The organism is Paraglaciecola sp. 20A4 (assembly GCF_011378905.1).
In the GTDB taxonomy this organism is placed as follows: domain Bacteria; phylum Pseudomonadota; class Gammaproteobacteria; order Enterobacterales; family Alteromonadaceae; genus Paraglaciecola.
Genome location: NZ_WTPY01000002.1, coordinates 1 through 12259 on the forward strand (window position 1 = coordinate 1; position 12259 = coordinate 12259).

Annotated in this window: 14 protein-coding genes; 5 read left to right on the forward strand and 9 right to left on the reverse strand. The window is 42.2% G+C overall.

Going from position 1 to position 12259, the window contains the following annotated elements:
• Nucleotides 1–189: 189 nt before the first annotated feature.
• On the forward strand, nt 190–720 hold the full coding sequence (locus tag GQS54_RS02455; protein WP_166422437.1) for a gamma carbonic anhydrase family protein: 531 nt from the start codon (nt 190–192) through the stop codon (nt 718–720).
• 40 nt (nt 721–760) lie between these two features.
• Here the strand turns inward: GQS54_RS02455 and GQS54_RS02460 are convergent, their stop codons facing one another.
• From GQS54_RS02460 to GQS54_RS02500, 9 genes are all read right to left on the reverse strand, one after another.
• The gene (locus GQS54_RS02460; protein WP_166422438.1) at nt 761–1003 is read right to left on the reverse strand and encodes a hypothetical protein; all 243 of its coding nucleotides are present in this window, start codon (nt 1001–1003) and stop codon (nt 761–763) included.
• The gene (gene aroE / locus GQS54_RS02465; RefSeq protein WP_166422439.1) at nt 1000–1818 is read right to left on the reverse strand and encodes a shikimate dehydrogenase; all 819 of its coding nucleotides are present in this window, start codon (nt 1816–1818) and stop codon (nt 1000–1002) included. Before aroE ends, GQS54_RS02460 begins: the two co-directional genes overlap by 4 nt.
• Nucleotides 1819–1962: 144 nt before the next feature.
• Entirely contained in the window at nt 1963–2646 is a 684-nt protein-coding gene (locus tag GQS54_RS02470) for an OmpW family outer membrane protein (protein ID WP_166422440.1), read from the reverse strand.
• A 201-nt stretch (nt 2647–2847) separates the two neighbouring features.
• On the reverse strand, nt 2848–3771 hold the full coding sequence (gene hemF / locus GQS54_RS02475; protein WP_166422441.1) for an oxygen-dependent coproporphyrinogen oxidase: 924 nt from the start codon (nt 3769–3771) through the stop codon (nt 2848–2850).
• Nucleotides 3772–3773: 2 nt separating this feature from the next.
• Nucleotides 3774–4337, reverse strand: a complete 564-nt coding sequence (locus GQS54_RS02480) for a Sua5/YciO/YrdC/YwlC family protein (RefSeq protein ID WP_166422442.1) — start codon at nt 4335–4337, stop codon at nt 3774–3776.
• Between the two features lie 70 nt (nt 4338–4407).
• Nucleotides 4408–4965: a topoisomerase DNA-binding C4 zinc finger domain-containing protein gene (locus GQS54_RS02485; RefSeq protein WP_166422443.1), complete on the reverse strand. Its 558-nt coding sequence runs from the start codon at nt 4963–4965 to the stop codon at nt 4408–4410.
• 56 nt (nt 4966–5021) lie between these two features.
• Nucleotides 5022–5498, reverse strand: coding sequence for a DUF494 family protein (locus GQS54_RS02490; protein ID WP_158768187.1), 477 nt, complete (start codon nt 5496–5498; stop codon nt 5022–5024).
• A gap of 1 nt (nt 5499) precedes the next feature.
• The gene (gene dprA, locus GQS54_RS02495; RefSeq protein WP_166422444.1) at nt 5500–6636 is read right to left on the reverse strand and encodes a DNA-processing protein DprA; all 1137 of its coding nucleotides are present in this window, start codon (nt 6634–6636) and stop codon (nt 5500–5502) included.
• Between the two features lie 27 nt (nt 6637–6663).
• Nucleotides 6664–7743 carry a LysM domain-containing protein gene (locus tag GQS54_RS02500; RefSeq protein WP_166422445.1) on the reverse strand — a complete coding sequence of 360 codons (1080 nt, stop codon included), beginning with the start codon at nt 7741–7743 and terminating at the stop codon, nt 6664–6666.
• Nucleotides 7744–7985: 242 nt separating this feature from the next.
• Here GQS54_RS02500 and def point away from each other — a divergent pair, with 242 nt between their 5' ends.
• Genes def through trkA form a run of 4 tightly spaced genes read left to right on the forward strand, consistent with a single transcriptional unit; the run spans nt 7986 to nt 12189 of the window.
• Nucleotides 7986–8495, forward strand: coding sequence for a peptide deformylase (gene def, locus GQS54_RS02505; protein ID WP_166422446.1), 510 nt, complete (start codon nt 7986–7988; stop codon nt 8493–8495).
• 9 nt (nt 8496–8504) lie between these two features.
• The gene (fmt, locus tag GQS54_RS02510) at nt 8505–9452 is read left to right on the forward strand and encodes a methionyl-tRNA formyltransferase (protein ID WP_166422447.1); all 948 of its coding nucleotides are present in this window, start codon (nt 8505–8507) and stop codon (nt 9450–9452) included.
• The gene (gene rsmB, locus GQS54_RS02515) at nt 9449–10762 is read left to right on the forward strand and encodes a 16S rRNA (cytosine(967)-C(5))-methyltransferase RsmB (protein ID WP_166422448.1); all 1314 of its coding nucleotides are present in this window, start codon (nt 9449–9451) and stop codon (nt 10760–10762) included. The genes fmt and rsmB overlap by 4 nt, the downstream gene beginning before the upstream one ends.
• 47 nt (nt 10763–10809) lie before the next feature.
• Entirely contained in the window at nt 10810–12189 is a 1380-nt protein-coding gene (trkA, locus tag GQS54_RS02520) for a Trk system potassium transporter TrkA (RefSeq protein WP_166422449.1), read from the forward strand.
• Nucleotides 12190–12259 lie beyond the last annotated feature (70 nt).

The following is a 12259-nucleotide window of genomic DNA, read 5'->3' on the forward strand; positions in this document are numbered from 1 at the left end:
CGAGAGGCGCATTATAGAGATCCAAACTGACAGCGCAACCCTTTATTTAATAAAAATGTTTGAATGCTGGTTTTATGGTCAATCTGATTATCGTTAAAGCATTATGGTGATTTTTACGTCAGCAATAGTGCTTCTTAGTCCTACTGAGTTTGTTATTATCTTCTTATAGAATTCTAAATTGGATTAAATATGAGCATTAGAAGTTATAAAGGTATACGACCAAAGCTTGCCGATGGTTGCTATATAGATGAATCAAGTGTGTTAGTGGGTGATATAGAATGTGCAGAGCATGTCAGTGTCTGGCCTTTAGTTGCCGCCCGTGGCGATGTTAATTTTATAAAGATAGGGGCGCGCAGTAATGTTCAAGACGGTACGGTTTTGCATGTCAGCCGCATAAGCAAAGAAAATCCAAAGGGTCACCCACTCATTATCGGGGAAGATGTAACGGTTGGCCATAAATGCATGCTGCATGGATGTGAATTAGGTAATCGTATTTTAGTCGGTATGGGCGCCATAGTTATGGACGGAGCCATAGTAGAAGATGACGTTTTTATAGGTGCTGGTAGCCTAGTCCCCCCTAATAAACGATTAGTAAGTGGTTATCTATATGTCGGTAGCCCTGCAAAACAGGCCCGTCCACTGAAAGAATCAGAGCGTGCTTTTCTGAAAATGTCCGCTAATAACTATGTCAGACTGAAAAATGAGTATTTGGAAGAATAGTTAATAAAGAATAATCCCGTGGTTCAGTTATTACATTGAACTAACTTCGAATTATTTGAGCGTCGATATGGATGATCCCATTAGCGTCCCAATCCTCGTTTTCTACTAGGTCGTTAATAAGCTCTTCGATATCAAATTGGTAGTGCTGATAAAACAGTGCCATATCATCAACAACTAGGTTGTTAATATGGCACTGCATCATTAATCCCGAAACAATAATCTGTAAAATCATCGTTTCGCCGTCCTGACTATATCCCTCTTGTACTTGGACTGCTTGATTCACAGCATTGCTCTTACAGTTTTGATGACCGGCTCAATTTGCGGCTTAACATTACGCCATAAATAGAAACTCTCTGCAGCTTGGCCAACTAACATGCCCAAACCGTCACTTACCTCAATTCCAGCGTTATGCTTTTTAGCCCACTGCATAAAGGATGTTTGCTGCGCCTTATAGGTCATGTCATAGGCAAATGCAGCTTCTGAAAAAATATTGGCGCTTATTTGTGGTAAATCACCATTAAGACTAGAAGACGTACAATTAATAATGCCATCAAACGTGACTTCAGGTACATCATCAAAACCTGAGCTAGAAATATTACCTTCTTTTTCAAACATAGCGGCAAGCTCGTGCGCTTTGCTTGCCGTGCGATTGGCAATATGAATACTGCACACCTTAGCCGTCAGCAAAGGTAAAATGACTCCACGAGTAGCGCCACCAGCACCAATAAGTAATACGCGTTTTCCCTCTAAAGCCCCCCATAAACGCTGCAGATCATGTACTAAGCCCTCTCCGTCAGTGTTATCGCCTAATACACTGCCATCGGGACGCTTATATAAAGTATTAACCGCTTGAGCCGCTTTGGCGCGAGGGGTTAATTCATCTGCAAAACGAAATGCATCGAGTTTAAAGGGTGATGTAACATTTGCGCCAATATATCCTTGGGCAAAAAATGCTTTAATTGCATCATTGAATTGGTCATTACCGGGCTGTTGACGCCCATAGTCGATTGCTTGGTGAGTTTGTTTAGCAAACAAGCTATGAATTAAGGGGGATTTACTGTGCTCTATTGGATTACCAAAAACTGCGTATCGGTCCATAATCTCAAAATAATGTCGAATTAGTTAAGCTAGGTTAGCCTAATTTTCCACATGACTGAACTGTAAAATACTTCTACTACAAATAATGTAGCTGATACATAAAGCAAATAAAAGACGACGCTGAGGCATCGTCTTATTAAAAACCTAAAATTTGTAGCCTAGCATGACTGAATATACCCATGGGTCTACGTCAACAGAAACCTTAGCTGGCAGGTCCAAAACCTCAAAATTAGCCCGAGTATCAATATCAATATAACGTACTGATGCATTTACTAACCAATGCTCATCCAGTTTGTAGTCCATACCAATTTGCGCAGCAATACCAAATGACTCTTCAAGACTTAAGTTATTAAAACTTTGATTTTCGCGGCTACCCACAAACTCTTCGTCGTAAAATACCGTGTAATTCAAACCAAGCCCCAAGTAAGGCTGAATGGTTTCAGATACTGGCAAATAATAAATTACGCTTAAGGTTGGTGGCAACTGACGACTTGAAGCCAATTCACCATCTCCTAAACCTAAGTCATTGTCTTGTGTACCTGTCAGTTTAATATCGTGCTTGAATGGGCTAGCAGCAAGTAACTCCAAACCAATATTATCAGAGAACATATAAACAACATTTAAACCCAATTGGGTATCACTGTTTACAGATGTCCCCATTCCCACATTACCAACATCTTGAACGGTCACATTTGAACTTGATTCATCAGGCGCCACCGTAGTTAAACCAGCTCGAACAATAATATCACCGGGTTCGTAAGCATGAACTGAGCCGAGCATGCCGGCGGTGAGTACTAAACTGCATAAAACTGTATTTGAGACTTTCATTATTACCTCTGCGTATAAATTCTAACGGCAGTGTAATGAGGAGCATCGAGGGGTTATTGATCTAGCTCAATATTTTATATAGGCCAAAACCGCTCGGTAATAAATGCACTACTAAAACTGATCTGGATCAAAAATGGGAATAAATAACACCGAAATCAAGAATATATATCAGTGTTATTACACAGTAGTTTGAATTGTGGGCTATTCGTTTAACCAATCTCTAGCATGTAGATAGTCTTTATATAGCAAAGCTTCATTACTTTCCGGTAAAGGATTAAAGTCATATTCCCATCGCGCAAGTGGTGGCATCGACATCAAAATAGACTCCGTTCGCCCACCCGTTTGCAACCCAAATAATGTACCTCTGTCCCATACTAAGTTGAACTCTACATAGCGCCCTCTTCGATAAAGCTGAAAGCTACGCTCTTGTTCTGAGTAGGATATGTCTTTACGTTTTTCTAAAATAGGTACATAAGCGTCTAAAAATCCGTTGCCGACGGCCTGCATAAAAGCAAAACTGCGCTCAAAACCCCACTCATTTAAATCATCAAAGAATAGTCCACCGACTCCTCGCGTCTCATCACGATGTTTTAAATAAAAATAGTCGTCACACCACTTTTTATATTTGCTGTAGACCTCGTCGCCAAATGGATCGCAAAGCGTCTTTGCTGTTTGATGCCAATGTAATACGTCTTCATGAATTGGATAAAATGGCGTTAAGTCGAAGCCACCACCAAACCACCAAATAGGATCCTCTCCTTCTTTTTCCGCCATAAAAATGCGTACGTTAGCGTGAGAAGTTGGCACATGGGGGTTTTTCGGATGAATCACTAACGATACGCCCATGGCTTGAAAACTACGCCCAGCCAACTCGGGTCGTGAAGCGGTTGCAGAAGCGGGTAACAGTCCTCCGTAAACATGAGAAAAATTTACGCCACCTTGTTCTATCACTTGGCCATTGGTCAATACTCGAGTACGCCCGCCACCACCTAATTCTCTTTGCCAGTTATCCTCTCTAAAACTGCCTTTGCCATCAGCCATTTCTAATGTCTGACAAATATTATCTTGCAGGTTAAGTAAGAACTGCTTTACCGATTCAATATCGGTCACTGTAGGTTGTGACATAATTAGTTATCTCTAATAGTTTGGCCACTATGACCATGGCGAATTTTACTCGGGCTTTGTGCGCCACCTAAGCTCCCATCAACAACGACAACTTGGTTAGAAAAGTACGTTTGAACTTGGCTTACCGACATCGCAGCTGAATGACCGGTGGTGTTTGCACTGGTAGAAACCAAAGGCTTGTTAGCTCGTACACACAAGTCTTTTATAACCGGGTGAGCACTGACCCTCACAGCAATAAAGTCTGAAGCCCCCGTAAGCCATGCAGGTGTATTCTTTGCTTTGGGCAATAGCCACGTAATAGGACCTGGCCAGCTTGAAAAAATCTCAGTTCGCTTAGTCATTTTTATTGCGCTGTCATCCACATAAGGCAACAACTGAGAATAATTATCGGCAACCAAAATCAGCCCTTTTTTGACGTCACGCTGTTTTAAAGCAAGGAGTTTCAGTACCGCTTGTTCATTGTCAGGATCGCAACCCAAGCCATAAACAGCTTCTGTTGGATAAGCAAATATCTTACCCGCTAAAAAATCGAGTAGAAAGGGATCTTCAATATGATGTGATGTCATTTTATTAATATATGTGCGTCAGGTGGCCCAGAGTGTAAAACATGATGCTGCGAGGATAAACATAAAGCGGTTATTCAGCCGGTTGTTTATATCCACACTTACGTTCTGGACATTGCCAAATAAGACCTGCCGCGGCTTTCTTTTCTTGCATTATCGGCCATGCGCATTTTGCACATGCATGGGCTACAGGTGGAAAATTTAACGCGTAGTGGCATTTTGGATATTGGTCACAAGGATAGAAGTTTTTACCATACTTATTGGCTCGCTTGATTAAATGCCCTTTAAGACATGAAGGACAAGCAACGTTGTCAGCCGACTGTTCTTTGTTAGATTTTATATAATGGCACTCAGGGAAGTTACTGCAGCCGATGTACATGCCATAACGTCCCTTGCGGATAACTAATTCGGACTGACACTCCGGGCACTTTGAACCTTCAATTGCGGTTAGCTCTGTGTTATCGCTTTCATGCAGGGGCTTACTGTATTCGCAGTTTGGATAATCACTGCAACCGATAAAAGCACCATTTTTACTATGGCGTAATTTCAATGGTGATTGGCAAATGGGACATGTGCCTGGATCGAAGGCAGATTCCTGAGTATTAAAGAGGGAGTGATCTATCTTAGACATACAACTGAAGTGCCTTAATAATCACGGGTTTATCAAGTAAACCCGTGTCAATGAATCTAATGCAGTGGTCCTTCTGGCTCTTCAAATAATAAGTCTTCCATTTGGGCATAAGCGTTTTCTTTACCTGGAACATTAAATAACACCATTAACACGACCCATTTCATATCTTCCAAGCAAAATTCTTTTGAGTCGATTTCCATGACACGATCGATAACCATTTCCCGAGTGGTTGAGTCCAGTACATTAATATGTTCTAAAAATATTAAAAAGCCGCGGCATTCTAGATCTAAGCGCATTTCTTCCTCTTGCGTGTAAATACGCGTAACAAAAGAAGTAGGGCCCTTGACTAAATACGGTTTAATGTCAGTTTCTTGTAATGCGGCAAGTTTCTCTAGCCAAGACAAAGCTTTATATATTTCGTCTTGATGAAAACCAGCTCGCACCAGTTCATCAGTCAACTCGTCTTGGTCAACGCGGATTTCTGTTTCACTATGAATGAAATTTTCAAATAGATACATGAGGATATCAAACATACTATTTTTCCCCCAATTTAAGGTAACCACCTGGAACAGCTATCACTAAACCACGCAATTCATATTCTAACAATTGAGACATAACCTCAGCAACTGGCATGCCACATCGCTCAACAACTAAGTCTAGCGGTGTGGTTTCAAATTCTACACTATCTAACAATTTGTCAGATGCCAAGCTTTGTCTCGCGCTTTTTTGCAAATCATTCTGTTGAGTATTCAAGAAATTAAGTGCTAAGTGTTGATATTCTTCGTTAATATCACTCACGCTCTCTACTAGCTTAGCACCTTGTTTAATTAAGTAATGACAACCCTTAGACAAAATATTGTGGATATTGCCCGGCACAGCAAATACATCTCTATTTTGCTCAATAGCATAACGAGCGGTAATTAATGACCCACTCTTTATTGCCGCTTCGATAATCAGAGTACCTAAAGACATGCCACTGATGATGCGATTTCGGCGGGGAAAATTTTCAGGTCTAGCAGGCGTATCTGGGGCAAACTCCGACACCAACGCACCACTTTGATCAAGTATTCGACGCGCCATATTATTGTGACGCTTAGGATAGATATTATTCAATCCGGTGCCAAGCACCGCAATGGTTCTGCCATTGGCTTGCAATACACCTTCATGTGCTAAGCCATCAATACCTAACGCTAATCCACTCGTTACTGTCCAGCCGCTTCGTGATAAGCCTTGAGCAAAATACTTAGCATTTTGTTTTCCCGCCGCCGAAGGATTACGGCTACCGACTATGGCCAATTGATGGGTATTTAATAACTGCATGTCGCCACTTCCATATAACAATATGGGCGGTTTGTCAGTTTGCAACAGTGGCTGTGGATATAGCTCAGAGTCAACACATATAAGCATATTCTGTGGCTGACAAAGCCATTGTGTACTTTTATCAAGTAGATATATATCAGGGTTTAACAAGCGCTGTGCTTGAACGTCAGAAAAGCCTATAAATTGTAATTGCTCATTGTCCATAGCGAATAAATCAGCAACTTGAAGGTTATTAGTTTGCAGGATAATGGCAAGTTTGGTTAATGAGAAACGGGGAAGCTGAGCTAACGTCAGCCATTGACGATCGGTCTCTGCATTCGATTGGTTCTTAACCTTTGCTGTTTCTCGCAACTTAGGACTCCACTTATTATGATTGCCCTAAGGTTTTGCAACAATAGCGCCTTTACGAATAACTGTAGACGAACGCGTGACGAGTGCATAACTCACCTTAGAAAAGACTTTAAATACCAGTAATTCACCAACTTTCATCCACGGCTGAGGTAAAACGTCGTTGAACGAAAAGGCGCGCTCTAATGTCTGACTTTCGTTCAGGTACTGTGCAGGTTCACTGTCTAAGACTGCAGCGCCCTGTTGATAGATCCCCATCACGATGCCTGCTTCTACGTCATTGTTCCCTATGTCGATAATGACAACGCTGTACTTACTTGATAGTTGATATTGTGAGAGAGCGGCTATAATCTGCGCTTTTTGGTCAGTGGCAGCTTTGATCTGCACGATTGGGTGGGTATCATTCACTTCACTGAACTTCAGTAGTTTATCACCACGCTTAACTTCAAGATTAGCCGCTGAAAGCAACACTAAAGACTGCTTCGGTATTGAACTTACAAGCGCCTGGCCACCTGCAATATGTCGAATCGCAATAGCTAAAAAATCGCCCTCTTGGTTATATAACGTTTGCTGTTTACGGACGACTTCATAATGGCCGCTGGTCATGCTTTCTTTATTAACTAATACCAAGTCGCCATTGGCAAAGTATTCAGAGCCTTCGGTACTACCAATGATTGAGGGTAAAGCCGCATACTCTTGTTCACTGAGGACTTTCTCATGATTAAAATAAGGCGTAATTTTATGCCAAGGGAGCACTGCAATTGGCTGATTATATTTTGGTACCTGCTTAGCGGAGGGAGAGCGCACAATGTAAGGTTTTTGCTGGCTTCTGACTAAATCGATAATAGGCTCACCTGCGGCATTTTTAGTTAGCCTCAGTTCGTCACCTGGAAATATTAAGTGGGGATTAATAATTTGCGTATTAGTGCGCCAAATTTCAGGCCAATACCAAGGTTTGCTTAAAAAGAGATTTGAAATATCCCATAAGGTATCACCAGTCTTTACTATATAGACCGTTGGTGCCGTAACTTTCAGTTTAATCACTTCAGCATAAAGAAAAAACGGTGTAAATAACAAGGCAATGGTAAAGCTTTTTAAATTATTAAACATGAGGTGCGCGCTACCTTGCCTTTGTGGCTATTATGTTTTTATTCCATATCGGTTAGAATAGCTTGTTATCGCAAAGATTAAATAGCCTGATGATCAGGTTCGTATGATTATTAATACCAAGGACAACCCTACCCTTCAATTACAGTTGCAGGAATACGGTACTAGGTAAGATATTTTTTGAACACCTTCCCATTAAATTTCACAGATGATCTTTGGGAAGCAAAATGAGTTAAAGATAGAACATGGCCATATTAGACGTATTACAATTTCCAGATGAGCGCTTGCGCACAGTTGCCAAGCCTGTTGAAACAATCGACAGCACTATTAAAGCCCTTGTGAGTGATATGCTCGACACCATGAAGGATGAAAATGGTATCGGTTTAGCAGCAACACAGGTTGATGTGCATCAACGTGTTGTTGTGATCGATGTCTCTGAGAAGCAAGACACACCACAAGTTTTTATCAATGCTGAAATTACCCATATGGATGGCATAACAGTTAGTGAAGAAGGTTGCTTGTCGGTACCCAATAACTACGCAAAAGTCGAACGTGCCGAGAAAGTCACGGTTAACGCGCTAAATGAACATGGGGATGAGTTTACGTTGGAGGCAGATGGTTTATTAGCAATCTGTATTCAGCATGAGTTGGATCACCTGAAAGGTAAGCTTTTTGTAGATTATTTGTCGCCACTAAAGCGTCAACGCATTCGCACTAAGTTAGAAAAAGAAGCACGTCTAGCAGCTAGACTCTAAGAGGTCACATTGAAATCAGGTCTTAATATTGTTTTTGCTGGTACACCGGAATTTGCAGCCACCCATTTAGCCGCGCTTATACATTCTGAACACAATGTCATTGCAGCCTATACCCAACCCGATAGGCCAGCTGGGCGCGGCAAAAAGTTGCATGCCAGTGCAGTGAAGCAACTTGCTGAGCAACATGGCATACCTGTGTATCAACCCGCCTCCCTTAAATCAGACGAAGCACATCAACAGCTGACGGATTTACAAGCGGATGTTATGGTCGTAGTGGCTTATGGGCTTATACTGCCGCAAAACATCTTAGATGCGCCTAAGTATGGTTGTTTGAATGTGCATGGCTCGCTACTCCCAAAATGGCGAGGAGCGGCTCCGATTCAACGGGCCATTTGGGCCGGTGATAGCCACACAGGTATCACCATCATGCAAATGGACAAAGGTTTAGACACGGGTGATATGCTTAGTGAGTTACGTATACCGATTGAACCTGAAGATACCAGCGCAACGTTGTACCTGAAACTCGCTGAGCTCGGCCCTAAAGGTTTATTGGAAACCTTACAGAATTTGCATAATATTACTGCGCAACCACAAGATAATAGCTTGGCAACCTATGCTGAAAAACTATCGAAACAAGAAGCAAAAATTGATTGGAGCATGTCAGCCAAGCAGCTGGAACGTAATATCCGTGCTTTTGACCCTTGGCCCGTTGCGTATTTCGAAACCCAAGACGCAGCCATAAAAGTAAGGCGCGCCAAAGTGGGCCAATCTGCTTTGGATACCCCCCAAAAAATTGGACAAATAGTCCAAGCTGACAAATACGCTATTGGTGTTCAGACTGGAGATGGTATTTTGCTTATTGAAATATTGCAGTTACCAGGTAAAAAACCACTGGCATGTCAAGATATACTGAATGGGCACGGCGACTGGTTCGCCAAAGGTAACGTATTGTCATGAATCATTCCAAAGGACGATACCAGCCAAATTTGCGCGCAGATGCAGCCAGGGTTCTTTATCAAATATTAGAGCAAGGTTTGTCAGCGAGAGAATGCCTTCCTGCAGCCCAATTGCAACATAATGAAAAAGATAAAGCTTGGTTGCAAGAAATGACCTACGGTGTATTGCGCCAACTTCCTATCTTGCAACATTGGTTGAGACTATTGTTGGATAAACCATTAAAAAAAGACGTTAAAGTGGTCGAGCATTTAATCATGCTAGGGTTTTACCAATTAGCTTACTCTCGGGTTTCTACTCATGCAGCCGTATCAGAATGCGTTAACGCATGCGCCCCTCTTAATGCTATTGCCACAAAAGGTTTAGTTAATGCAGTGTTACGCAACTTTATTCGTCAGGATATGGCACAAAACCTACCTGACAGTGAACAAATTTTAAGTGGCCAACCAAAATGGCTATATAAAAAGTTAGTTAGTGCTTACCCTAATAATTACCCAGCTATATTGGACGCAATGCAACACAAGGCTCCAATTTGGTTGCGTGTTAATGTTAAGCATAAAAGCGTTGCCGAGTATTGCCAGTTACTGGATCAGCAAGTTATCGCGTATGAGTGCGAAGAGCAGCAACCCCATGGGATTATTTTATCGAAAGGCTGTGATATTACGTTGCTTCCAGGCTATAACGAGGGTTGGTTTGCCGTTCAGGATGGCGCGGCTCAATTAGCTGCACCCTTTTTAAATTGCCAACCTGGCGATCGTGTATTGGACTGTTGCGCCGCGCCGGGTGGGAAAACATGCCATATATTAGAACTTGAACCCGATATAACCCAATGTGTAGCGATAGACATAGCAAGTAGTCGCTTGCAACGTATCGAAGAGAATTTAGCCCGTTTAGGCCATAAAGCAACACTAATATGTGGTGATGCCAGCGAACCTAATACGTGGTGGGATGAGCAACAATTTGACCGCATACTACTGGATGCTCCTTGTTCCGCGACGGGTATTATTCGGCGACATCCGGACATTAAGTGGTTACGTAAATCTAGTGACATCGAGGTGCTTGTTGCTTTGCAGGCAAAAATCATCGATGCCATGTGGCCATTGTTAAAATCTGGCGGAACGATGCTTTACGCAACGTGTTCAATTTTACCAGCAGAAAATCAGCTACAAATAACGGAATTTTTAAATAGAACGCCAGATGCCAGCGTGGATGTTAGCTTTAATAACGATGCGCCGGACAAACCAGGCAGGCAAATTCTACCTGGAGATAAGCACATGGATGGTTTTTATTACGCACGACTAATAAAGTCCTAATAATTGTATATTACCTATACAGAGCAATAAGTTAGAATGATTCTATAATGAAAATAATAATTATTGGCGCTGGCCAAGTAGGTGCAACACTCGCTGAAAACTTAGTGGGTGAGATGAACGAAATCACCGTTATAGATTCCGATCACGATACCCTTAGGCATCTTCAAGACCGATTGGATTTACGTGTCGTAAATGGCGTTGGCTCACATCCCGACGTACTGAAAAAGGCAGGTGCAGAAGACGCTGACATGCTCATCGCAGTAACGAGCAGTGACGAAAGTAATATGATGGCCTGTCAGGTAGCTTATAGCCTATTTAAAACGCCGACTAAAATCGCTCGGGTGCGCTCTGAACAATACATTATTTATCAAGAACAACTATTTAAGCACCAAGATGTACCAGTTGATCACTTAATCGCCCCTGAGCAACTTGTTACCAAAGCAATTAAACGCTTAATTGATTATCCAGGGGCACTGCAAGTTGTCGAATTTGCTGATGGTAAAGCCAGTTTAGTCGCCGTCAAAGCTTATTATGGAGGCTTGCTGGTGGGGCATGCTCTCTCAACGTTAAAGCAGCATATGCCTAATGTTGAAACCCGTGTAGCAGCTATTTACCGACGAGGACGGCCAATACGGCCACTGGGTACGACTGTTATCGAAGCAGATGATGAAGTATTTTTTATTGCAGCAACCAAACATATTCGCGCAGTAATGAGTGAATTGCAAAAACTGGAATCTAGCTACAAGCGTATCATGATCGCTGGTGGCGGCCTCATTGGTGCTGGGCTTGCAAAGCTTCTAGAACATAATCACAACGTCAAATTGATAGAGTTCAGTCAAGAGCGCGCCAAGTATCTATCAGCGCATTTAGACAAAACCATTGTTTTTTGCGGAGATGCTTCCGATCATGAACTGCTCACCGAAGAGAATGTTGAGCAAGTGGACGCCTTTATTGCGGTGACCAACGATGACGAAGCAAATATTATGTCTGCCATGCTCGCCAAACGCTTAGGGGCACAGAAGGCGATGGTACTCATTCAACGCAGTGCGTATGTAGATTTAGTCCAGGGTGGCGAAATCGATATTGCTTTTTCACCACAACAGGCAACTATTTCCGCTTTGCTGACTCATATACGTCGTGGAGATATCGTTAATGTCTACTCATTAAGACGAGGGGCTGCAGAGGCGATAGAAGCGATTGCCCATGGCGACAAAAATACTTCGAAAGTAGTTGGACGTGAAATTCGCGATATTAAATTACCGCCAGGCACGACCATTGGTGCCATTGTAAGAGAAGATGAAGTAATCATTGCCCACAGTGACACTATGATAGAAGCGAATGATCACGTTATTCTATTTTTAGTTGATAAGAAGTTTATCAGTCACGTCGAAAAGCTCTTCCAACCTAGCGCTTTCTTTTTTGGCTAAGGGATAAAGTGCATCTTAGCCTAAAGGCTAGATTGGCGAACGTGACGAAATAATCTAAAATCCGCCTCAA